Annotated in this window: 20 protein-coding genes; 11 read left to right on the top strand and 9 right to left on the bottom strand. The window is 74.5% G+C overall.

What is annotated here, in order from left to right; all coding sequences use genetic code 11:
• Nucleotides 1-24: 24 nt before the first annotated feature.
• Entirely contained in the window at nucleotides 25-492 is a 468-nt protein-coding gene (locus MUU72_RS00265; RefSeq protein WP_248011004.1) for a YchJ family protein, read from the top strand.
• Here MUU72_RS00265 and MUU72_RS00260 read toward each other — a convergent pair whose 3' ends face one another.
• Nucleotides 493-897 (bottom strand): RNA-binding S4 domain-containing protein, encoded by a 405-nt coding sequence (locus tag MUU72_RS00260; protein ID WP_248011003.1) that lies wholly within the window; start codon nucleotides 895-897, stop codon nucleotides 493-495. It abuts the gene before it with no gap.
• Nucleotides 898-938: 41 nt separating this feature from the next.
• On the bottom strand, nucleotides 939-2102 hold the full coding sequence (gene ku, locus MUU72_RS00255; protein WP_248011002.1) for a non-homologous end joining protein Ku: 1164 nt from the start codon (nucleotides 2100-2102) through the stop codon (nucleotides 939-941).
• A gap of 31 nt (nucleotides 2103-2133) precedes the next feature.
• On the opposite strand from ku, the gene ligD reads away from it, so the two are divergent.
• The 5 genes from ligD to MUU72_RS00230 all read left to right on the top strand — a co-directional run bounded on the left by ligD (nucleotide 2134) and on the right by MUU72_RS00230 (nucleotide 8044).
• Complete coding sequence (gene ligD, locus MUU72_RS00250; protein WP_248011001.1) at nucleotides 2134-3039, top strand: non-homologous end-joining DNA ligase; 906 nt, start codon at nucleotides 2134-2136, stop codon at nucleotides 3037-3039.
• A gap of 185 nt (nucleotides 3040-3224) precedes the next feature.
• On the top strand, nucleotides 3225-4793 hold the full coding sequence (gene murJ / locus MUU72_RS00245) for a murein biosynthesis integral membrane protein MurJ (RefSeq protein ID WP_248011279.1): 1569 nt from the start codon (nucleotides 3225-3227) through the stop codon (nucleotides 4791-4793).
• A 203-nt stretch (nucleotides 4794-4996) separates the two neighbouring features.
• The gene (locus tag MUU72_RS00240; protein WP_248011000.1) at nucleotides 4997-6214 is read left to right on the top strand and encodes an MFS transporter; all 1218 of its coding nucleotides are present in this window, start codon (nucleotides 4997-4999) and stop codon (nucleotides 6212-6214) included.
• Between the two features lie 117 nt (nucleotides 6215-6331).
• Nucleotides 6332-7552, top strand: coding sequence for a D-alanyl-D-alanine carboxypeptidase family protein (locus MUU72_RS00235; protein ID WP_248010999.1), 1221 nt, complete (start codon nucleotides 6332-6334; stop codon nucleotides 7550-7552).
• A 279-nt stretch (nucleotides 7553-7831) separates the two neighbouring features.
• Complete coding sequence (locus MUU72_RS00230) at nucleotides 7832-8044, top strand: cold-shock protein (protein ID WP_248010998.1); 213 nt, start codon at nucleotides 7832-7834, stop codon at nucleotides 8042-8044.
• A 77-nt stretch (nucleotides 8045-8121) separates the two neighbouring features.
• Here MUU72_RS00230 and MUU72_RS00225 read toward each other — a convergent pair whose 3' ends face one another.
• From MUU72_RS00225 to MUU72_RS00215, 3 genes are all read right to left on the bottom strand, one after another.
• The gene (locus tag MUU72_RS00225; protein ID WP_372502913.1) at nucleotides 8122-8697 is read right to left on the bottom strand and encodes a GNAT family N-acetyltransferase; all 576 of its coding nucleotides are present in this window, start codon (nucleotides 8695-8697) and stop codon (nucleotides 8122-8124) included.
• Nucleotides 8698-8747: 50 nt separating this feature from the next.
• Nucleotides 8748-8942, bottom strand: coding sequence for an antitoxin (locus tag MUU72_RS00220; protein WP_248010997.1), 195 nt, complete (start codon nucleotides 8940-8942; stop codon nucleotides 8748-8750).
• Between the two features lie 66 nt (nucleotides 8943-9008).
• Nucleotides 9009-10034, bottom strand: coding sequence for an alpha/beta hydrolase (locus MUU72_RS00215; protein WP_248010996.1), 1026 nt, complete (start codon nucleotides 10032-10034; stop codon nucleotides 9009-9011).
• A 155-nt stretch (nucleotides 10035-10189) separates the two neighbouring features.
• Here MUU72_RS00215 and MUU72_RS00210 point away from each other — a divergent pair, with 155 nt between their 5' ends.
• On the top strand, nucleotides 10190-10480 hold the full coding sequence (locus MUU72_RS00210) for a hypothetical protein (protein WP_248010995.1): 291 nt from the start codon (nucleotides 10190-10192) through the stop codon (nucleotides 10478-10480).
• Between the two features lie 47 nt (nucleotides 10481-10527).
• Here the strand turns inward: MUU72_RS00210 and MUU72_RS00205 are convergent, their stop codons facing one another.
• Together MUU72_RS00205 and MUU72_RS00200 are read right to left on the bottom strand one after the other, a co-directional pair.
• Nucleotides 10528-13608: an alpha-mannosidase gene (locus tag MUU72_RS00205; RefSeq protein ID WP_248010994.1), complete on the bottom strand. Its 3081-nt coding sequence runs from the start codon at nucleotides 13606-13608 to the stop codon at nucleotides 10528-10530.
• 195 nt (nucleotides 13609-13803) lie between these two features.
• Complete coding sequence (locus MUU72_RS00200) at nucleotides 13804-15075, bottom strand: glycoside hydrolase 5 family protein (RefSeq protein WP_248010993.1); 1272 nt, start codon at nucleotides 15073-15075, stop codon at nucleotides 13804-13806.
• Nucleotides 15076-15442: 367 nt separating this feature from the next.
• Between MUU72_RS00200 and MUU72_RS00195 the strand changes: the two genes are divergently transcribed.
• Genes MUU72_RS00195 through MUU72_RS00180 form a run of 4 tightly spaced genes read left to right on the top strand, consistent with a single transcriptional unit; the run spans nucleotide 15443 to nucleotide 19682 of the window.
• Nucleotides 15443-16453, top strand: coding sequence for an alpha/beta hydrolase (locus MUU72_RS00195; protein WP_248010992.1), 1011 nt, complete (start codon nucleotides 15443-15445; stop codon nucleotides 16451-16453).
• Nucleotides 16446-17660: an acyltransferase family protein gene (locus MUU72_RS00190; RefSeq protein ID WP_248010991.1), complete on the top strand. Its 1215-nt coding sequence runs from the start codon at nucleotides 16446-16448 to the stop codon at nucleotides 17658-17660. Before MUU72_RS00195 ends, MUU72_RS00190 begins: the two co-directional genes overlap by 8 nt.
• 10 nt (nucleotides 17661-17670) lie before the next feature.
• The gene (locus tag MUU72_RS00185; RefSeq protein WP_248010990.1) at nucleotides 17671-18999 is read left to right on the top strand and encodes a sensor histidine kinase; all 1329 of its coding nucleotides are present in this window, start codon (nucleotides 17671-17673) and stop codon (nucleotides 18997-18999) included.
• The gene (locus tag MUU72_RS00180) at nucleotides 18996-19682 is read left to right on the top strand and encodes a response regulator (RefSeq protein WP_248010989.1); all 687 of its coding nucleotides are present in this window, start codon (nucleotides 18996-18998) and stop codon (nucleotides 19680-19682) included. The genes MUU72_RS00185 and MUU72_RS00180 overlap by 4 nt, the downstream gene beginning before the upstream one ends.
• A gap of 23 nt (nucleotides 19683-19705) precedes the next feature.
• On the opposite strand, the gene MUU72_RS00175 is transcribed toward MUU72_RS00180, so the two are convergent.
• Both MUU72_RS00175 and MUU72_RS00170 read right to left on the bottom strand, forming a co-directional pair.
• Nucleotides 19706-20155 (bottom strand): spore-associated protein A, encoded by a 450-nt coding sequence (locus tag MUU72_RS00175; RefSeq protein WP_248010988.1) that lies wholly within the window; start codon nucleotides 20153-20155, stop codon nucleotides 19706-19708.
• A gap of 186 nt (nucleotides 20156-20341) precedes the next feature.
• A complete protein-coding gene (locus MUU72_RS00170; RefSeq protein WP_248010987.1) occupies nucleotides 20342-21217 on the bottom strand; it encodes a lysozyme in 876 nt (291 codons plus the stop codon).
• Nucleotides 21218-21370 lie beyond the last annotated feature (153 nt).

The raw sequence follows: 21370 nt of genomic DNA, 5'->3' as shown, positions 1-21370 counted from the left end.
CGCCCCGACCGGCACAATCGTGGGGTGTCACACTCCAGGAAGCCGCCGCGCACCACCGGACGGCGCACGCGGCCACAGTCCACCGCCCGGCCCGCGGTCACCGAGAACTCCCCCTGCCCGTGCGGCCGCGAGGCGCGCTACGGGGAGTGCTGCGCCCCCTTCCACCAGGGCCGCGCCGCCGCCCCCGGCCCCGAGCGCCTGATGCGCTCCCGCTACAGCGCCTTCGCCGTCGGCGACACCGCCTACCTGCTCCGCAGCTGGCACTCCACGACCCGCCCGCCGGCCCTCGACCTCGATCCGGCCCTGCGCTGGACCGGCCTGACGATCCTCTCCACGACCGGCGGCAGCGCCTTCCACGACGAGGGCACGGTCGCCTTCCGGGCCGACTACACCGCGCACGGCCGCCCCGGCAGCCAGGAGGAGCACAGCCGCTTCGTCCGCGAGGACGGCCGGTGGGTCTACCTGGACGCGCTGCCCGAGGACACTCCCTAGCTAGGGGGTGTCCGGCCCCCCGCCGGGCCGGCCGCGCAGCTGGTCCAGTTCGCGGCGATCGCGCTTGGTGGGGCGGCCCGCGCCGCGGTCCCGTACGGCGATGACCGGGATCTGCTCGCGCGGCGGCTCCGGCGGGCTGTTGTCGACGTAGCACTCGACGGCGACCGGGGCGCCCACCCGCTTGCGGAGCAGCCGGGCCACCACCACGACGCGCTCCCGGCCGGCGTACCGCAGCCGCACCTCGTCCCCGGCCCGGACCGCGTGGGCCGGCTTCACCCGCTCCCCGTTGACGCGGACGTGCCCGGCCCGGCAGGCCGCCGCGGCCGCCGAGCGCGTCTTGGTGAGCCGCACCGACCAGATCCAGCTGTCGACCCGGGCGGTCGTCATCCCCTCGTCTGAAGCCATGCTGCGACCCTATGCGACGGGCGGGGGCCGGCGGGAGCGCGTCAGGAGGCGGTGGAGCGCTTGGTGCCGGTCCGCTTCTTGGCTGCCGCCTTGCCGGACGAGGACGAGGACGAGGAGGAGCGGCCGGTGGCCTTCCTGGCGTCCGCGCCGGCGGTGGCCTTCGCCCCGTCCTTCGCCCCCGCTTTCGCGGTCCTCTTCGCGGGTGCCTTCCCGGCGGACTTGGCGGCGGTCTTGGCAGCGGTCTTGGCAGCGGTCTTGGCGGTGGTCTTCGCCGAGGTCTTCGCCGCCGCCTTCGCGGTGGTCTTCCGGCCGCCGGTCCCGGTGGCGGGCTCCTCGTCGGCGGCCTTCTGCTTCGCCCCCGGCGCGGTGCGGGCGGAGCCGCGGCCGCGGAGCGGGGTGACGGAGGCCGCCGCGTCCCGGCCGGCCGCCCCTGCGCCGCCGCGGGCGGCCCGTACGCTCTTCTCCAGGGCGGCGGTCAGGTCGATGACCTGGGCACCGGTGGTGGCGGCGGGGGCGGGCGGGACGCCGCCCTCGCGTTTGGCCGCGACCAGCTCCTCCACCGCCTCCCGGTAGTCGTCGTGCAGCTCGGCCGGATCCAGTTCGCCGAGCGAGTCCATCAGGGTCTCGGCCAGCGTCATCTCGTTCTCGCGCACCCGGACGTCCTCCGGCGCGATCCCTTCCGGCGAGCGGATCTGGTCCGGCCAGAGCAGCGCGTGCATCACCAGCGCCCCGTCGTGCGCCCGCAGCATCGCCAGGGTCTCCCGGCCGCGCATCGCCACCTTGCCGATCGCGACCTTCTCGTGGTGCTCCAGCGCCTCCCGCAGCAGGGTGTACGGGCGGACCGCGGACGCCCCGTTCGGGCCGAGGTAGTACGCCTTGTCCAGCTGGAGCGGGTCGATCTCGGAAGGGTCCACGAAGGAGAGGATCGCCAGGGTCTTGGCGGTCGGCACCGGCAGCCGGGACAGGTCCTCGTCGGTGATCGGCACGACGGTGTCGTCGCCGGGCGGCTGATACCCCTTGCCGACCTCCTCGTTGGGCACCTCCTCGCCGTCCAGCTCGCAGATCTTGCGGTAGTGGATCGGTGCGCCGTCCTTCTCGTGGACGCGGACGAAGGAGACCGAGGAGGTGCGGTCGGTGGCGCTGTAGGTCTTCACCGGGATGGTGACCAGGCCAAACGATATGGACCCATTCCAGATAGATCGCATAGTTCGCCCCTTGTGTGGGATTCTCAATGGTATGTCGCCGATCACCGTCGTGGAGGGGCGGCGCCTCTCCCTGACGAACCTCGACAAGGTCCTCTATCCCGCGACCGGCACCACCAAGGGTGAGGTGCTGCACTACTGCACCACCACCGCGGACCTGCTCCTGCCGCACCTCCGGGACCGCCCGGTGTCCTTCCTGCGCTACCCCGACGGGCCGGACGGCCAGCGGTTCTTCACCAAGAACGTGCCGCCGGGCACGCCCTCCTGGGTGAAGAGCTGCGAGGTCCCCCATTCGAGGTCCGGACCGGTCCGGCAGGTCGTCCTCCAGGACCTCGCGTCGCTGGTCTGGGCCGCCAACCTCGTCGTCGAACTGCACACCCCGCAATGGACCTGCGGCGCCCCGGGCGTGGCCGACCGCCTGGTCCTCGACCTGGACCCGGGGGAGCCCGCCACCATCGTGGAGTGCTGCGCCGCCGCCCTGTGGCTGCGCGAGCGGCTGGCCGCCGACGGTCTGGCCGCCTACGCCAAGACCAGCGGCTCCAAGGGCCTGCACCTGGTCGTCGCCGTCGAGCCCACCCCGTCCGACCGGACCACCGCCTACGCCCGGACGCTGGCCGTGGAGGCCGGCGCGGCCCTGGGCGACCTGGTCACGCACAAGATGACCCGGGCGCTGCGCCCCGGCAAGGTCTTCATCGACTTCTCGCAGAACGCCGCCGCCAAGACCACCGCGGTCGCCTACACCCTGCGGGCCCGCCCCGAACCGACCGTCTCCACCCCGGTCACCTGGGACGAGGTCGCCGGCTGCACCGCCCCGGACCAACTCTCCTTCCGCTTCGAGGAGATCGCCGCCCGCCGGGAGCGCCACGGCGATCTGCACGCCCCGCTGCTGAGCCCGTCCGCGGCCGGCCCGGTGCCGGCGGCCGGCCGCCGGATCGCGTGACGGGCGGCATCCCTTAGATTGACCGGATGCTGGAGGGGACCTCTGATCACCACACCATGCGGCTGCGCATGGACCACGACACGCTGCTGCTGCGCCTGCCGGACGAGGACGAGCCGGACACCGGCGGGGGAGCGGCGGCCGCCGGGCAGGGGAAGGGCGGGGGACTGCGGCGCTCGTCGCTGCTGATGGCCGCAGGGACGGTGGTCTCCCGCGCCACCGGCCTGATCCGCACGGTGCTCCAGGCCGCGGCGCTGGGCACCGCGCTGCTGGCGAGCACGTACAACACCGCCAACGTCGTCCCGATGAGCATCTACACCCTGCTGATCGGCGGCGCGCTCAACTCCGTGCTGGTGCCGCAGCTCGTCCGCGCCCGCGCCGAGCAGCCGGACGGCGGCCGGGCCTACGAGCAGCGGCTGGTCACCCTGGTGCTGACCGTGCTGGCGGTGGGCACCGGCCTCGCGGTGTGGGCGGCGCCGCAGATCGTCGCGGTCTACACACCCGACACGCCGGGCAACCACGCCGCGTTCGAGCTGACCGTGGTCTTCGCCCGCTTCCTGCTGCCGCAGATCTTCTTCTACGGGCTCTACTTCATCCTGGGCCAAGTGCTCAACGCACGCGGAAAGTTCGGCGCGATGATGTGGACGCCGGTGCTCAACAACCTCGTGCTGATCGCGATGTTCGGGCTCTACATCGGGCTGCTGGCCGGCGCCGACCGCGTCGAGGACCTCACCCGGGGGCAGATCGGCCTGCTGGGCGTGGCCACCACCGGCGGTATCGCCCTCCAGGGGCTGGCCCTGATCCCGTTCGTGCGCGCCTCCGGCTTCCGCTTCCGGCCGCGCTTCGACTGGCGCGGCACCGGACTGCGCAAGAGCGTCGCCGCCGCCCGCTGGACCCTGCTGTTCGTGCTCGCCAACCTGGCCGCGATGGCCGTGGTCACCCACTACGCCAACGCCGCGGACCAGGAGCTGCCCACCGCCGGCGCCGGCTACACCGCCTACAGCTACGCCCAGACCATCTGGAACCTCCCGCAGTCGATCGTCACCGTCTCCCTGGTCACCGCGCTGCTGCCGCGGATGAGCCGCGCGGTCGCCGAACACCGCCTGGACGACCTGCGCGCGGACCTCTCGCAGGGGCTGCGGGTCAGCGGCGTGGTGATCGTCCCGGCCGCCTTCTTCTTCCTGGCCTTCGGCCCGCAGCTGGCCGAGCTGTTCTTCGCGCACGGCGCGGTCGACGCGGCGTCGGCCCGGCCGGCCGGGCAGATGCTCCAGGCGTTCGGCCTCGGCCTGATCCCGTTCTCCGCCCAGTACCTGCTGCTGCGCGGCTTCTACGCCTTCGAGGACACCCGGACCCCGTTCTGGATGGCGGTGTGGATCGCCGGCGCGAACATCGTGCTGGCCACCGCCTGCCACCTGTGGCTGCCGGCCCGCTGGGCGGTGATCGGGATGGCCGCCGCCTACAGCCTTGCCTACGGTCTGGGGCTGCTGCTGACCGCGCTGCTGCTGCGCCGCCGGCTGGCCGGCCGCCTCGACGGGCGCCGGCTGTGCCGCACGTACGGGAAGCTGGTGGTGTCCGCCGCGGCGGCCGGCGGGCTGGGGCTGCTGGTGGCGCGGGCCTGCGCCGGGGTGGCGGTGCCGGCGGGCTGGACGGCGGCGCTGACGACGGCCGCCGGCGGCGCGACCATGGTGGCGGCGTTCGTGCTGGTGGCGAAGGTGCTGCGGGTCGGGGAGCTGCGGAGTCTGCCCGGGCTGCGCTGAGGGGTGAGGACGGAGAACAGGCGGCGGGCCGCCCCGCCGCCTGTTCTTCACCGAAGTTTTGGAACGATCGGTTCAGAGTGAGGTAGAGTCGCCGGACGCAGGCGGCCCGGAACCCTCCGGGGTCCGCTCAATCCCCCCTGGAATCACGGGGTTTCCGCCTGCCGCCATATTGGAACGATCGGTTGTGAAAGGTGGCGCCGCGCATGCATCGCGCCGTATATCTGCTGGCCGTGGGGATCTTCGCCATGGTGACCAGCGAATTCGTGGTGGCGGGCCTGATGCCCCAGATGGCCGAGGGGCTGGGGGTGGGCATCGCGCAGATCGGCTACCTCATCACCGCCTACGCGGTGGCGATGGCCGTCGGCGGGCCGTTCCTCACCGTCGCCGTGCTGAAACTCCGCCAGAAGACCGCGCTGATGGTCCTGTTCGGCATCTTCCTGGGCGGCAACGTGCTCGCCGCCCTGGCCCCGGACTACGGCGTGATGATGGCCGCCCGGATCCTCACCGGCGTGGCCGCCCAGGCGTTCTTCGGGGTCGCCGTCTCGCTCTGCGTCCAACTGGTCCGCCCGGAGATCCGCGGCCGGGCGATCGCGCTGGTCATGAACGGGCTGATGCTCGGCACCCTGCTCGGCCTGCCGCTCGCCACCCTCGTCGGCGAGCGCCTGGGCTGGCGCGCCGCCTTCTGGGTGATCACCGGCCTCACCGTGCTCGCCGCGCTGGCCACCGCCGCCGGGGTGCCCCGGCTCGGCCGCAGCGGGGGCGGCGGGGGCGTACGGGCCGAACTGACCGCGTTCCGCAGTCCGCGGCTGTGGCTGGTGCTCTCCACCAGCACGCTGATCATCGGTGCGACGTTCGCCGCCTTCAGCTACCTCAACCCCATCCTCACCCAGGTCACCGGCTTCTCCACCGCCACCGTCCCGCTGCTGCTCATCGCCTACGGCGCGGCCACCGTCGTCGGCAACACCGTCGTCGGCCGCCTCGCCGACCGGCACACCACCGGCGTCCAGATCGCCGGGCTGGCGCTGAACGCCCTCTTCCTGGCCGGCTTCGCCCTCCTGGCCCACCTGCCGGTGCCCGCGGTGGCGATGATGCTGGGCATCGGCCTGGTCGGCGTGACCATGAACCCGGCGATGGCCACCCGGGTCCAACGGGCCGGGAACGCCCGCCCGTTGGTCAACACGGTGCACTCCTCCTTCATCACCCTCGGCGTGATCGTGGGGTCCTCGGCCGGCGGACTGGTGCTCAACTCCTACGGGCTGCGCGCCCCGTTGTGGCTCGGCGCCGGGCTCGCCGTCCTCGGACTGCTCACCCTGCTGCCCGACCTGCTCCGCGGCCCCGCGCGGCCGGCCGCCGACGGCGCTGCGCCGTCCGCCGCCACCGATGCCGAAGCGGCCCGGGAGGTGTGCGCGGTCCGGTCCTGACGGAGCGCCACGCCGCCGGCGGCGCGGGCCCGGCGCCCGCCCGCCGCGCCCGCGGGCCGGGAACCGTATGGAGTAGGCCAACCGGCGCGCGGCCCGCGGCGTTCTTAGCGTGGCCACATGTCGAGAGCGAGTTGGTTCCCCGTCAGAGCCCTGACCGCAGCCGCCGTGTGCACCGCGAGCCTGCTGGCCCTGTGCGGCCCGGCGGCCGCCGACGGCCCGAACGGCATCGACGACCTGCGTGGCGCGCGCCCGGCCCGTACCGAGGATCTGCTGGACGAGCCCGGCGTGCAGTTCCTGCCCCGGCCGGGGGTTCCCGAGCCACCCCGGGTCTCGGCGCTGTCCTGGATCGTCACCGACCTCGGTACCCACCGGGTCCTGGCGGCGAAGGACGCCCACCGGCCGCTGCCGCCCGCCAGCACCCTCAAGACGCTCTTCGCGCTCACCGTGCTGCCGAAGTTCTCCCAGGGGGCGGTGCACACCGTCTCCGCCGCCGACCTGGCCGGCATCGAGCCGGGCAGTGCCCTGGCCGGCGTCAAGGAGGACATGCCCTACCGCGTCGCCGATCTGTGGCACGGCGTCTTCCTCAGCTCCGGCAGCGACGCGGTGCACGCGCTGGCCGCCATGAACGGCGGCTGGGGCAAGACCATCGACGACATGCAGGCGACCGCCGAGCGGCTGGGCGCCCGCGACACCACCGTCGAGTCCGCCGACGGCTTCGACACACCCGGCCAGTTCTCCTCCGCCTACGACCTCTCCCTCTTCGGCCAGGCGGGGCTGACCAACCGGGACTTCGCCCGCTTCGCCGCGACCCGCACGGCACGCTTCCCCGAGGACGCCGGCCCGGACGCGTACGGCATCCAGAACACCAACCGGCTGCTGGTCGGCTCGCACGGGGTGACCCCCTACGACGGTCTGATCGGGGTGAAGAACGGCTACACCACCCACGCCGGGAACACCCTGATCGCGGCGGCCCGGCGCGGCGGCCGGACCCTGCTGGTCACCGTGATGAACCCGCAGTCCGGCGCCGGGAACGCGGTCTACGAGGAGACCCGGGCCCTGCTGGACTGGGGCTTCGCCGCCGCGCCCCGGGCCGCGGCGGTCGGCGTGCTGCCCGCCCCGGCCCCGAGCCGGACCGGCGGCGGCACCGGGCAGACCGCCCGGCAGGCGGTCACCGCGCTGCACGGGGCACCGGCCGCCCGCCCCGCCGACCGCACCGGCGACCTGATCGTGTGGTCCGCCGCCGCGGCCGGCGTGGTGGCGCTGGCCGGGCTGGGCGCCGGCCTGTGGTGGCGCCGCCGTCGGCCGGCCGGCCAGGAGGGCGGCGGACCGGCCTCCTGACGGCCCCCTGGGTTCGTACATCCGTCCGATCGGTCCCGGATACGGAGGACGAATGTGACCTTGCCCGGTGACGCATGACGCGTTTGCCACGGTTTGTGATGACTGGCGGGCCAGGTCGGTGTAGCGTCCTGATCAGCTGTCGTGGTTCCGAAGTGCCGGACGCCCGTGTCGCATTCACGGGCGTTCTTGCTGTCCGGTACGTCTCCGGACCAGGGCGATCACCTCCGGGTTCCGCGGGGTGCGGGAGCCGATTCGGGCCCATAGAGCGAAGGAGACAACATGGCTTCGGGCACGGTGAAGTGGTTCAACTCGGAAAAGGGCTTCGGCTTCATCGCGCAGGACGACGGCGGTGCCGACGTCTTCGCGCACTACTCCAACATCGACGCCACCGGCTACCGCGAGCTGCTGGAAGGCCAGAAGGTGACGTTCGAGGTGACGCAGGGCCACAAGGGCCCGCAGGCGGAGAAGATCCGGGTGACCTCGACCCCGTAACGCCCGCTCCGCCCTCGCACGCGGCGCCCGTCCCGAGCTCCGGGGCGGGCGCCGCCGTGTCGCGGGCGGGCCCGGTGCTACGGCCGGCGGTCGTTGAGGATCTTCTGGAACAGCCGGTGGTCCCGCCAGGCACCGTCGATGTGCAGATACCGCTCCGCGGTGCCGTACGGGGTGAAGCCGCAGCCGGTCAGGACCCGCTGCGAGGCGACGTTGTCCAGCAGCGTGCCGGCCTCCAGCCGGTGCAGACCCAGCTCCTCGTCGGCCAGCGCGCAGACCGCCCGGACCGCGGCCGACGCGAGCCCGCGGCGCAGGTGCCCGGCGTCGATCCAGTAGCCCACGCTCGCGCTGCGCAGCGGCCCGTAGGCGATCTGGGACAGCGTGATCGCGCCCGCCACCTCCGGCTCGCCGCGGTCCCCGTCCGGCTCGCTGACCAGGACCCAGGGCATTGCCCGGCCGGCGTCCCGCTCGGCCAGCACGGACCGGAGGCGGGCCCGCTGGCCCGCCTCCGTGTAGAAACCCTCCGCCCGCACCGGTTCGGTACGGCGGAGGTGCTCCAGACTGCGCACGTAGGCCCGGGAGAAGCCGGCGGCGTCCGCCACCTCGGCGGGACGCATCAGGATGCCGGGGGCGAGCCGGACGGATGTGGTGATCACCCGTCCAGCCTAATCACCGGACAGGCCGGTGTCCCGGGCCGTGCGCGGCTCTACTGCGGCGGCTGCGGCCGGTCCCGCCCCTGGTCGCCGAGCTGGTCGCGGAGCTTGTCCTGGGCGGTGTCGACCTGGCTCCGGTACTTGCCCTGGGTCCGCTCGTCGACGTAGTCGCCGGCCTTGTCGATGCCCTTGCCCGCCTGGTCCTCGTGGCCCTTGAGCATCTGCTTCAGCTTGTCCAACACAGACATGGCCTCGCCCTCCTCGGCACGGGTCCCCCGCACCCGCCAGGATGGCCCCCGGCCGGGCCGGGCGCATCAGGAGGAGCTGGGGACCGGGGCCTTCAGATGGTCGCTGATGAACTTGAGGGAGCCGGCCTCCATGCCCTTCTGGTAGTCCCAGGCGTTGTGCCGGCCGCCGGGAATCATCTGGAGCGAGGTGTGGATCGGGCCCTTGCCGTACTTCTGGCGGAACCGCTTGACGGGATTGATGACCGCGGCGCCTTCCCTGCTGCCGGTCTGGAACGCGAGGTAGACGTCCGGCCCGCCCTTCTTCAGCAGCTGCGCGGCGAGTTTCTCCGGATTGTTGGCGTCCTTCTCCTTCTGGTGGCCGGCCCACATCGGGGAATCCGGCACGATGTCCGGGCCGCTGGCGATCGCCGCCTTGAACTTCTCCGGGTACTTCAGCACGGACTTCAGGCCCGCGAAACCGCCCGAGGACGAGCCCATGAACGCCCAGCCGTCGCGGGAGCCGAAGGTGCGGAAATTCGCCTTCACCAGATCGACCACGTCGTCGGTGAGCCAGGTGCCCATCTTCGCCTGCCCGGGTATGTCGCTGCCGTCGTGGTAGCGGGTGTCGGGGTTGAGCATCGGCATCACCACGAGGAACGGCAGGCTCTTGCCCTCCGCGGTCCACTTCGTGAGGTTCTCCTGGAGCTTGATGTCCCCGCCGACCCAGTAATTGGTCACGCCGTCCTTGTCCTGTGGGCTGCCCAGTCCGCCGGGCAGGGCTATCAGCACCGGAAAACCGCTCTTGGCGAATTTGGGGTCCTGGTATTCCTTCGGGGCCCACACCCACACACTGCCGGTGACGCCGGACTTCGCGCCCTTCAGCGTCGTACGGGCGATACGCGTGCCGTCGTCCAGGGTGCGGGTGATCCGGAACTCGCTCTTGGGCCCGGTCGGCATCCGGGTGTCCTTGTCGACCGGGGTGGCCGGGGACGACGGGCTGCCCGGGGCGCCCGCGTTGAAGTCGACCGGCTCGCCGTTCTCCGAGCAGCCGGTGAGCAGAGCGCAGGAGGCGACGGCGACGGCCGTGAGCGCGCGGGCGTAAGGGATTTTCAACGGTGACTCCGCTACTGGACGATCACATGCGAGTGACCGTGAACGATCAAAGTGCAAGTGACCATAAAGAGGTAATTCCGCCGCCGGCGGTTCCGTCGTGCGCCCATCGGCCCGCTCGACGGGCAGCGCGTCCCGGTCCGGCCGAGAATGCAGCGGTGACCGATGAACACCGCAGTGCCGAGGACACCGCCTCCCGTGCCGGGCCCGGCGCCGAGGAGCGGCGGCGCGCCAGGCAGGCGCTGGCCGGCCGCGCGCGGGACGCGGCGGATCTGTCGTTGCTGATGGACATGCTGGGGCTGGACCCCAGCCGGGATCCGGGCCGGGACCCCGAGCCCGGCCCCGGCCCGCCGCGCGGCCGCGGCCGTCCCGCCGGGCGGGACCGGCGGCAGGCGGCCCGCCGGGACACCTGCCGCGACGCCCGCACCCCCTCGGCCGACCCGGACTGAAACGGCGGCCGGCGCCCGGCCCCGCCGCGCGGCCCGGCCCGACCCGGTCAGCCGGCCGGTGCGGTGTCCACCGCCCGGCGCAGCCGCAGCGTCACGAGCTGGAACGGCCGCAGCGCCAGCCGCACCGTACGGCCCTCCCGCACCAGCTCGGGGCCGTCGTCCACCGGGCGTTCCAGCAGGTCGGTGGCGAGCGCCCCGGCCAGCGGGAAGCCGGCGGTCAGCGTGGCCCGGACGCGGCCGCCGCGGGCCTCGTGGAACCGGACGACGACATCGCCGCCGCCGTCGTCGGCCAGCTTGACCGCGGTGACCACCACCGCGTCGTGGTCCACCGCGACCAGCGGCGGCACCGGGCCGGCGCCGGTCACCGCCCGCTCCGGCAGGTTGATCCGGTAGCCCTCGCACACCGCGTCCCCCAGCGTCGCGCCGGGCACCAGCGCGTACCGGAAGCGGTGGGTGCCCCGGTCGGTCCCCGGGTCCGGGAAGCGGGGCGCGCGCAGCAGGGAGAGCCGCACGGTCGTGGTGGTGCCCGGCGCGGCGCCGCCCGCGCCGTCCCGCACGGTGCGGGTCACGTCGTGCCCGTACGTCGCGTCGTTGACCAGCGCCACGCCCCAGTCCGGCTCCCCGGCATGCACGAAGCGGTGCGCGCACGCCTCGAACTTGGCCGCCTCCCAGCTGGTGTTGGTGTGGGTGGGCCGGTACAGGTGCCCGAACTGGGTCTCCGCGGCGTACCGCTCGGCGTGCAGGTCCAGCGGGAACGCCGCCTTGAGGAACTTCTCGGTCTCGTGCCAGTCGACCTCGGTGGCGAGGTCCAGCCGCCGCTGCCCGCGCGCCAGGGTGAGGGTCTGCACCGCCCGGGAGCGGCCGAAGCGGCGGACCACGCGGACCGTCGCCGCCGCGTCCGACGCCTCGGTGAGCGCGACCTCGTCCGCGTCGGTCAGGTCGGTGACCACCTCGCGGTAGAAGGCGTCCACGTCCCAGGCGTCCCACTTGTTCGGGAAGTCCGGGTGGAGCTGGAGCAGGTTGGCCGCCGCGCCCGGGGCGACGGCCTCCCGCCCGGCGGTCTCGTCGTACGCGGAGACGACCAGGCCGCAGCCGTCGATCTCGACCCGGAGCAGGCCGTTGCGGAGGGTGAAGCCGCCGCCGGGGCGCGGCCCGGCCGCCACCGGGCCGCCCGCGGCGACCGGCGCGGCCACCGCGCCCGCCGCCACCCCGCCGCGGGCGTGCGGCGCGGCGTTCGCCACCAGCCGCCGGTCCCCGGGACCGGCCAGCGCCGTCAGCGCCGCGGTGATCAGCTCCGCCAGCTCCGCGGCGACCGCCGCGTAGGTCCGCTCCGCCTCCCGGTGCACCCAGGCGATCGAGGACCCGGGCAGGATGTCGTGGAACTGGTGCAGCAGCACCGTCTTCCAGAGGCGGTCCAATTCCGCGTAGGGGTAGCGGAAGCCGGTGGCGACCGCGGCGGTCGCCGACCACAGCTCGGCCTCCCGCAGCAGGTGCTCGCTGCGGCGGTTGCCGCGCTTGGTGCGGGCCTGGCTGGTCAGGGTGCCCCGGTGCAGCTCCAGATACAGCTCGCCCACCCACACCGGGGCGTCGGGGTACTCCGCCTCCGCCCGGGCGAAGAAGTCGGCGGGCTTCTCCCAGGTCACCACCGGCGAGCCCTCCAGGTCCCGCAGCCGCCGCGCCCGCGCGACCATCTCGCGGGTGGTGCCCCCGCCGCCGTCGCCCCAGCCGGTCGGTGCCAGGGAGTGCCGGGCCGCGCCCTTCTCCCGGAAGTTCCGTGCCGCATGGGCGAGTTCGGCGCCCGACAGCCGGCAGTTGTAGGTGTCCACCGGCGGGAAGTGGGTGAAGATCCGGGTGCCGTCGATGCCCTCCCAGCGGAAGGTGTGGTGCGGGAAGGCGTTCACCTGGCTCCAGGAGATCTTCTGGGTCAGCAGCCACTTCGACCCGGCCGCCCTGATGATCTGCGGGAGCCCGGCGGCGAAGCCGAACGTGTCCGGCAGCCACACCTCCTCGTTCTCGATCCCGAACTCCTGGAGGAAGAACCGCTTGCCGTGCACGAACTGGCGGGCCATCGCCTCCGACCCCGGCATGGAGGTGTCCGCCTCCACCCACATCCCGCCGGCCGGCACGAACCGGCCCTCCGCCACCGCCCGTTCGACCTTCGCGTACACCTCGGGCCGGTGCTCCTTGAGCCAGGCGAACTGCTGCGCCTGCGACATGGTGTAGACGAACTCCGGCTCGTCGGCCAGCAGCGCCGTCATGTTCGCCGTGGTCCGGGCCACCTTGCGGACCGTTTCGCGCACCGGCCACAGCCAGGCCGAGTCGATGTGCGCGTGCCCCACCGCGCTGATCCGGTGCGCGGACGCGGCCGCCGGTGCCGCCAGCGCCCCGGCGAGCTGCCGGCGGGCCGCCGCGGCCGTCCCGTTCACATCCTGGAGGTCGACCGCGTCCAGCGCCCGGCCCACCGCGCGCAGCACCTCCCAGCGCCGCGGTCCGTCCACCGGCAGCTCCGCCATCAGCTCGCCCAGCACCTCCAGGTCCAGGACCAGCTCCCAGACCTCGGTGTCGAACACCGCCAGGTCCATCCGGGCCAGCCGGTACAGGGGTGCGTCGCCCGCCGTCTCCGGGTCGCCGAGCGCCGTCGGCCGGAACGGGCGGGCACCGAGGAGGACGGGGTTGGCCGCGGCCTCCAGATGCCACTCCACCCGCTCCCCGCCGCGCACCGGCGCGCCCACCCGCACCCACGAGTTGCGGGGGTTGAGGCCCTTCACCGGGGTGCCGTCCGGCAGGTACACCAGCGCCTCGCACTGGAACCCCGGCATCCGCTCGTCGAACCCCAGGTCCAGCACCGCCTCCACGGTGCGCCCGGCCCATGCCTCCGGCACCGTCCCGCGGACCCGGAACCACGTCGTCCGCCAGGGCGCGCCCCAGGCGTCGCCCACCGCCACCGGGGTGTGCCGGGCGGCCAGGCCCTCGGCCACCGGATCCGGCCCCGGGGCGCCCGGTTCCGCCCGGGGCACCACCCAGGCCGCCACCTCCAGGGGGACCGACTCCGGGTACACGGCGGGCCGGATGCGTTCGTCGAGGACCCGCGCGAGGCGGGCCTCGATCAGGGCGCGATCGTCATGCATGGCGGACGGCTCCAGGGGGCGTGGGGACGGGCGGACGGGTGGAGGGGAGCGGGGCGGCCCTGGGCGGGGCGGCCGCGGGCGGCCCCGCGGGGCCCGGGCCGCCGGGAGCGCCGGGCGGGAGGCCGGGCCGGGCCGCCGCGGCCCGCGCGCCGGCGGACGGCACCCGGCGGCGGGGGAGCGGGCCCGGCGGCCGGCTCACCCCCACCCCACCTCCTGCGGCGTGCACACCTCGGTGATCCCCCGGGACGCCAGGTGGGCGGCGTCACCGGCGAGCCGGTCCAGGACCAGGGCGGGCCGGACGCCCCGCGCGGCCAGCTCCGCCCAGGCTTCGAAGACCGGGCCGCCGGGCGCGCACACCGAGCGGTGCGGCGCCTCCTCGACATCCCCGGCGGCCACCACCAGCGCGGTGGTCCGGGCCGGCGGCCGGTGCGGACGGCCCCGCCACCGCGCGGCCAGCTCCGCGAAGGCCCGGCCCACCGGCTTGACCGACCCGTCGGACGCCAGCAGGCCCAGCCCGTACTCCAGCTCCGGGAAGTCGGCCAGCGACCGGGGGACGTCGTGCGAGCACCACCAGGTGACGCCCCACAGCCCCGGGCAGTCCAGTGCGCGCGCGACGGTCGCCGCGGTGAAGGCCGCCGCGCGGTCCTCGGGGATGTGCGGGGCGGGCGCGCCCACCTCCTGGAGCCACACCGGCCGGTGCGGGTCCACCGCCCACGCCTTGGACAGCTCGATGAGATAGGCCGCGTGGTGCTCGGTGGCGGCCCCGGCCGGGCCGTGCCGCTGCGCGGTGCCGTTGAACACCCACGAGTGCACCGCCGTCATGGCGCCCAGCCGCGCGGCGTGCGCGGGGGTGAAGGGGTGCCCGTCGCGGTACCAGGCGGCGTCGTACGCGGCGTGCAGATGCGCGCGGCCCGGCGCGCCCCGCTCGCAGGCGGCCAGCATCCGCTCCAGCCACGCCGCCGCCTGCGCACCGGTGATCCGGTCCGGATCGGGGTGCGGGCCGTCCGCGAACTGGTTGATCTCGTTGCCCAGCGTCATCCCCAGGAAGCCGGGCCGGTCGGCCAGCGCCGCGGCCAGCGTCCGCAGGTACTCCTCCTGGCCGGAAAGTACCTCCGGGTCGGTGAAGAGGTTCCGGCGGTGCCAGGTCCGGGTCCAGGCCGGCAGGAAGTCGAAGCTGGACAGGTGGCCCTGGAGGCCGTCCACCGCCACGTCCAGCCCCCGCTCGGCCGCCGCGTCCGCCAGCTGCACCAACTGCTCGACCGCGCGCGGCCGGATCAGCGTGCGGTTGGGCTGGAACAGCGGCCACAGCGGGAACACCCGGACGTGGTCCAGACCGAGCCCGGCGAGGGCGTCCAGATCCGCCCGCACCGCGTCCAGGTCGAAATCCAGCCAGTGGTGGAACCACCCCTGCCGGGGTGTGTAGTTGACGCCGAAACGGATCCGGCGGGCATCGTGCGGTAGGGGCATGGGGTCCGTCCCTCCGGGTGGGGCCGCGCATCGGCCCTCCACGGCGCCCTCCCCGACCCCGCGGAAGAAAAAACGCCGGAGGCGGGCCCACACCACGATCAGCGGCAGCACCGCGTACGCGCTCCGCGTCAGCAGGACGTGCAGCGCCGCGACGCCGCCGGGCCGACGCCCTGCGCGGGTGCGGCGCCGGCCGGTCGCGCGCCGGCCGGCTGCGGCCACCACGCCCCGGACCCCGCCCACCCCTACCCGTCATACCTGAGAGCTACCCGCCGGATGCGCTCTCCGGCGGGACGCCGACCAGCCGCCGCGCTGCCTACCTTCCGTTCCGGAACCACCTCAGAACCCCGGTACGGAAGGACCACCCGCCATGGCGCCCCGCCCGCCCCGCAGCCGCCGCCTGCTCCGCACCCTGCTCGCCGCACTGGTCACCGCCTCCGTGGCGGTCCCGGTGTCGGGCGCGGCCCGGCCCGCCGCGGTCCCCGCACCGGCCCCCACCGCCCTCGGCCCGCTCCGCGACGCCACCACCCCCGCCGCCCTGGCCCGCCGCTACGCCACCACCCGCGCCGACATCCGGGCGGCCGAGCGCACCGCCGACGCCCACGGCGACCACCGGCGGGCCGCCGCCCTGCACACCCTCGCCGCACCGACCCGCCACTTCCTCACCTTCGACGGCCGCGACGGCGGCCGCGCCACCGAGGTTCACGGCGACCTCGCACACGCCGACCGCATCGCCGTCCTGGTCCCCGGCTCGGACACCGGCCTCGACACCTACCCCCGCTTCCGGGCCGGCGCCGAGGCCCTCCTGCGGCAGCTCCGACGCCAACCCGGCATCCACCCCGCCGTCCTCGCCTGGCTCGGCTACCCCACCCCCGCCACCGTGAGCCCCGCCGCGCTCACCACCACCCGCGCCGACCACGCGGCCCCCCAACTCCGGGAGTTCACCGGCCAGTTGCGGGCCCTCAGGCCCACGGCCCGGATCAGCCTGCTGTGCCACTCCTACGGTTCCGTGGTCTGCGGCCGGGCCGCCGCCGGCCTCCCCGCCGGCACCGCCCTCGTCCTCTACGGCAGCCCCGGCACCGGCGCCGACACCGCCGCCGGCCTGCACACCCGGGCCACCGTCTGGGCCGCCCGCGGCACCGACGACTGGATCGCCCGCGTCCCGCACGTCCGGCTGCCGCTGCCCGGCACCACCGCCGGATTCGGCACCGACCCGGTCTCCGCGCGGTTCGGCGCCCGGGTCTTCCCGGCCGGCACCGGCGGCCACAGCGCCTACCTCAGGCCCGGCACCCTCTCCCTGACCAACCTCGCGCTGATCACCGCGGGACGGCCCCCGGTCGCCACCCAGGACACCACCTCCGGCGAGGCCCCCCGTGCGTAACGCCCCCCGCGCCGCCGCGGCCGCCCTCGTCCGCCGCGTCCAGACCGCCACCCCGCCCGGCCGCGACCGCGCCACCGACGCCCTGCGCGGCTTCGCCATCCTCGGCGTCGTCCTCGGCCACTGGCTGGTCACCGCCCTGATCACCGACAGCGGCACCCTGCACGGCGCCAGCCCGCTCCAGCGCATGCCCCACCTGGCCCCGATATCCTGGCTCTTCCAGACCCTCGCGGTGTTCTTCCTGGTCGGCGGCGAGGTCGCCGCGCGCAGCCACCGCGCGGCCCGGGCCCGCGGCACCGCCTACCGGCACTGGCTGCACGCCCGGCTCCACCGGCTCTTCCGCCCGGTCGCCGCACTGCTCACCGTCTGGGCCGCGGCTACCGCCGCGATGCTCGCCGCCGGCGTCGGCCCGGACACCCTCCACACCCTGCTCAAACTGGTGCTGTCACCGCTGTGGTTCCTGCTGGTCTTCGCCGCGCTCACCGCGGCCACCCCGCTGACCGCCCGGCTGCACCCGCTCTGGCCGTGCGCCGTCGTCCTCCTCACCGACGTGCTGCGCTTCGGCCTCGACGCCCCTGCCTGGCTCGGCTGGCTCAACCTCCCGGCCGGCTGGCTCGTCCCGTTCTGCCTGGGCGCGGCCCGGGCCCGCGGCGCCGCCCACCGGCCGCGCACCGGCTGGGCGCTGCTGCTCGGCGGCGCCGCGGCCACCGCCCTCCTGATCGTCCTCGCCGGCTACCCCGCGGCCATGGTCGGCGTGCCCGGCGCCGCGGTCTCCAACCTCAACCCGCCCACCCTGGCCGCCGTCGCCTTCGGCCTCGCCCAGTGCGGCGCGGCCCTGCTGCTGCACGGCCCGCTCAACCGCCTGCTGCGCCGCCCCGCGGCCTGGGCCGCGGTCGCCCTGCTGAACCTCTCCGCGATGACCGTCTTCCTCTGGCACCAGACCGCGATGATGGCCGTCACCGCCACCGCCTGGTTCCTGGCCGGCCCGCTGCCCGGTCTGCACACCCTCCCCGACGGCCCCGCCTGGATCCTCGCCCGGCTCGCCTGGCTCCCGGTCTTCGCGGCCGTGCTGCTGCTGTGCCGGGCCGCGTTCGCCGGCCACGAGCACCGCCGGCCGCGCCGCCCCGGCCCCGCACCGGCCGCCCCCGGCCCGGTCCCGGCCGCCCGCGAAGGCAACCCCGGCCGCGCGGCCGTGGTGCCCCGTGCCTAAGGTGCATCCCGTGAAGAGGGGGATCACGGCCGGCCGGCTGACGGCGGCCCTGCGCGCGGTGCCGCGCCATCTGCGCGAGGACCTGTGGACCACGGCGGCGGAGGAACCGACGCCGGCCGGCGGCCGGCGCCCCGCCTGGCTCGAATGGCGCCCGGCGATCGTCGTCCCCCTCGTGGTGCTCGGGGTCGTCATGCTCGCCGGCAACGTCAACACCTACCACTTCCGGTACGGCATCCCCATGGGCCCCGCCGTACTCCTGGCCGCCCCCCAGGCCGCCGCCCCCGTCCTCGCCCTCTACCGCCCCGCCCTGGGCTGGTGGGCGGCCACCGGGGCGCTGCTGCTGGCCGGATACGCGGCGGCGGCCGGGGCCGGCCCGTTCACCGCGCCGCTCTGGGAGCGCACCGGGCTGCCGGCCCAGGCCGCGGTGCTGTTCTTCGCCGCCCTGCGGGTCCGCCCCCGCGCCACCGCCGGAATGCTGGTCCTGGGCGTCCTGGCCGGCGCCCTCGCCAACGGCTGGGTCTCCGGCGGCTACCGCGACGACCAGCTACCGGCCCTGACGCTCCTCGTCTGCGCCCTGGTCGGCGCCCTCCTCCGCGGCCGCCAGAAGGCCCGCACCGCCCTCGTCGCCCAGGAGGAGCTCACCGCGGAGGAACGCGCCCGCCGCACCCTGCTGGAGGAGCGCAACCGGATCGCCCGCGAACTGCACGACGTGGTCGCCCACCACATGTCGGTGATCTCCATCCAGGCCCAGGTCGCCCCGCACCTCGCCGAGAACCCCTCCGACGAACTCCGCGAGAACCTCCGCGGCATCCGCCAGAACGCCGTCGAGGCGCTCACCGAGCTCCGCCGCGTCCTGGGCGTCCTGCGCTCCGGCGACACCGGCCCGGACAGCGCCCCGCACGCCCCGCAGCCCACCCTGGACCGGCTCGGCGAACTCGTCGGCAACGTCCGCGGCGCGGGCGTCGAGGTCGCCGTCGCCACCACCGGCGCCCCGCGCCCCCTCTCGCCCGGTACCGAACTCTCCGCCTTCCGCATCGTCCAGGAGGCGCTCAGCAACGCCATGCGGCACGCCCCCGGAGCCGCCGTGCGCATCGCGGTCGGCTACCGCCCGGACCGCCTCACCCTGCGCGTCACCAACACCGCCCCCGACCGCCCCGCCCCGCCCTCCCCGGGCGCCGGCCACGGCCTGCTGGGCATGCGCGAACGCACCGCGATGCTCGGCGGCGAACTGGCCACCGGCCCCACCCCCGACGGCGGCTACGAGGTCACCGCGATCCTCCCGGCCCCCGCCCCGCCCGCTCCCCACCCCTCCGACGACGCCCAGGACCCCACCCCATGACGCCCGCCACCCCGCCCGCCATCCGCGTCCTGATCGCCGACGACCAGCAGATGGTCCGCCAGGGCTTCACGGTGCTGCTCAACGCCGAACCCGGCATCGAGGTCGTCGGCCAGGCCGTGGACGGCCACGACGCCGTCGCCCGGGCCGCCGAACTGGCCCCCGACGTGGTCCTGATGGACATCCGGATGCCCGGCCTCGGCGGCATCGAGGCCACCCGCCGCCTCACTGCCCCGCCCGGCGCCACCGTCAAGGTCCTCGTGCTGACCACCTTCGACCTCGACGAGTACGTCTACGAGGCGCTGCGCGCCGGCGCCTCCGGTTTCCTCCTCAAGGACGCCTCCGCCGAGGAACTCGCCCAGGCGGTGCGGGTGGTGGCGGCCGGCGACGCGCTGCTGGCACCCGGCATCACCAAGCGCCTGATCGCCGAGTTCTCCCGGGTGACCAGCGGCCCGCGGGCCCCGCTCAAGGACCGGGTGGCCGGTCTGACGGAGCGGGAGACCGAGGTGCTGTCGCTGGTCGCCCAGGGACTGTCGAACGCGGAGATCGCCCAGCGCCTGGTGGTGGCCGAGCAGACGGTGAAGACCCACGTGGGCCGCATCCTGGTCAAACTGGGCCTGCGCGACCGCACCCAGGCCACCGTCTTCGCCTACGAGACGGGCCTGGTGCGGCCCGCCGGATACTGAACTCCCCTACCGGGACGGCCCGTTCAGTGCCGGACCACCGTCCCGGGCGCCAGCCGCCCGCAGTTGGACGCGGTGACCCGCACGCTCACCCCTTCGATGGCGCCGCCCCAGTCCACGCACCGGCCCTTCGCCGCGAGGCGGACCGGACCGGCATAGCTGGTGTACTTCCCGCTGTCGGTCACCGGCGGGGCACTGTGGTCCGACGGCCCCAGCTCGGCCAGCACGGATACCGCCGTGCCGGGGCTGTTCCGGATCGTCACCACGCAGTTCTTGCCGGTCTTGGCGCTGTAGGTGAGGTAAACCGTTCCCTTCGCACCGACCGGTACGGAATTCACGACGCCGTAGCCGCTGCCGCACGCCCCGTTGTAGGCGGCGCGGACCGGCGCGGCCGCCGCGGTGGTGGTCAGGCCCAGGGTGCCGGCGCCCGCCAGGGCCAGGGCCGCGGAACCGGCGAGAAGAGTGGGACGCCGCATGGAGAACCGCATGGAAAACCCCCGTCAGGTGGTGTCCTGTGCATGGTCGTGCACCGCGTTCTTTTCGGTGCTGCACCTGTTGGACACCGGCCGGACGGGGAGGGTTGCAGGCGCCTTTCCGCCAGTACGTGGGTTCCTTTTCCGGTTCGCTCCGCTTTCTCCGAAAGCCCGGCGCGCCGGGCTTCGTCAGTCGTCGTCCTCGCCGTTGGCCAGCACCTTGAGCCGGCTGTACGGGCCGTTGAAGCGGTTGTGGTCGCCGACCGTGCGCCCCGAGGAGGTGTGCTGCCAGATGCTGTGGAACCGCCAGCCGCCCGGCAGGGTGCCGACCGAGGACCCGTAGCGCGGGATCCACAGCGGGTTGGTCCGCCCGAACCGGCCGGAATTGCCGGTGCACCGCTTCCACCAGTTCGTCGAGGTGTAGATCACCGCGTCCCGGCCGGTCTCCTCGCGGTAGGCGCGCACGAAGTCGGCGATCCAGCTGACCATGCCGGAGTGGCTCTTGCCGTAGCAGGTCGCGCCGTAGGGGTTGTACTCCATGTCGAGCGCGCCGGGCAGCGTCCGGCCGTCCGCCGACCAGCCGCCGCCGTGCCGCGCGAAGAAGCGGGCCTGGGTGGCACCGCCGGAGTGGTCCGGCAGCGCGAAGTGGTACGCCCCGTGGATCATGCCCGCGTGGTACGAGCCCCGGTACTGCTGGGTGAAGTAGGGGTTGGTGTAGCTCGTCCCCTCGGTGGCCTTGACGTAGGCGAACCGCACGCCCATGCGGCGCAGCTTCTTCCAGCTGACGTTGCCGTTGTGGCTGGAGACGTCGACCCCGGCGACGGACTTCCGCGACCAGGCGTTGCGCGGTTCCGAGCCGCCGGCCCGCTCGATGCCCTCGTGCGTGGCGATGGTCGAGCCCATCCAGTCCTGCTCGGGGTGGGCCGGGGTGCGGCCGGCTTCCGGGGTCGCGGTCGCGGTGCCGGGGAGGGTGAGGGGCAGTGCGAGCACGGTGACGAATGAGACGAGGGAGCCGGCCGCCAGGGGGACCCTACGGCGGGCCGGTGCGGATCTGCGCAAGGGCATCGCGTGCCTCCGAAGGACTTCGGTCGAGTCAGTTTCGGCAGCTTGTGAGCAGGACCCTGCCGATGAAAAGACATATACGCTGAAATGCCGCATTCCATGGCTAAGCAGGCCCCCGGTCCGCCGACCGGCCCGGCCATCTCACCCGTCCGGGCG

It is taken from the genome of Streptomyces rhizoryzae (assembly GCF_023155275.1).
GTDB classification, from domain to species: Bacteria; Actinomycetota; Actinomycetes; order Streptomycetales; family Streptomycetaceae; genus Streptomyces; species Streptomyces rhizoryzae.
Note: the sequence above shows the minus strand (reverse complement) of the source record. Positions and strands in the feature narration are given on the sequence as shown.

What these genes read in the sequence shown, in the direction of transcription:
- MUU72_RS00260 (WP_248011003.1), bottom strand. Translation starts at nt 897, where the DNA reads ATGGCTTCAGACGAGGGGATGACGACCGCCCGGGTCGACAGCTGGATC.
- ku (WP_248011002.1), bottom strand. Translation starts at nt 2,102, where the DNA reads ATGCGATCTATCTGGAATGGGTCCATATCGTTTGGCCTGGTCACCATC.
- ligD (WP_248011001.1), top strand. Translation starts at nt 2,134, where the DNA reads ATGTCGCCGATCACCGTCGTGGAGGGGCGGCGCCTCTCCCTGACGAAC.
- murJ (WP_248011279.1), top strand. Translation starts at nt 3,225, where the DNA reads ATGGCCGCAGGGACGGTGGTCTCCCGCGCCACCGGCCTGATCCGCACG.
- MUU72_RS00240 (WP_248011000.1), top strand. Translation starts at nt 4,997, where the DNA reads ATGCATCGCGCCGTATATCTGCTGGCCGTGGGGATCTTCGCCATGGTG.
- MUU72_RS00235 (WP_248010999.1), top strand. Translation starts at nt 6,332, where the DNA reads ATGTCGAGAGCGAGTTGGTTCCCCGTCAGAGCCCTGACCGCAGCCGCC.
- MUU72_RS00230 (WP_248010998.1), top strand. Translation starts at nt 7,832, where the DNA reads ATGGCTTCGGGCACGGTGAAGTGGTTCAACTCGGAAAAGGGCTTCGGC.
- MUU72_RS00220 (WP_248010997.1), bottom strand. Translation starts at nt 8,942, where the DNA reads ATGTCTGTGTTGGACAAGCTGAAGCAGATGCTCAAGGGCCACGAGGAC.
- MUU72_RS00205 (WP_248010994.1), bottom strand. Translation starts at nt 13,608, where the DNA reads ATGCATGACGATCGCGCCCTGATCGAGGCCCGCCTCGCGCGGGTCCTC.
- MUU72_RS00200 (WP_248010993.1), bottom strand. Translation starts at nt 15,075, where the DNA reads ATGCCCCTACCGCACGATGCCCGCCGGATCCGTTTCGGCGTCAACTAC.
- MUU72_RS00195 (WP_248010992.1), top strand. Translation starts at nt 15,443, where the DNA reads ATGGCGCCCCGCCCGCCCCGCAGCCGCCGCCTGCTCCGCACCCTGCTC.
- MUU72_RS00180 (WP_248010989.1), top strand. Translation starts at nt 18,996, where the DNA reads ATGACGCCCGCCACCCCGCCCGCCATCCGCGTCCTGATCGCCGACGAC.
- MUU72_RS00175 (WP_248010988.1), bottom strand. Translation starts at nt 20,155, where the DNA reads ATGCGGCGTCCCACTCTTCTCGCCGGTTCCGCGGCCCTGGCCCTGGCG.
- MUU72_RS00170 (WP_248010987.1), bottom strand. Translation starts at nt 21,217, where the DNA reads ATGCCCTTGCGCAGATCCGCACCGGCCCGCCGTAGGGTCCCCCTGGCG.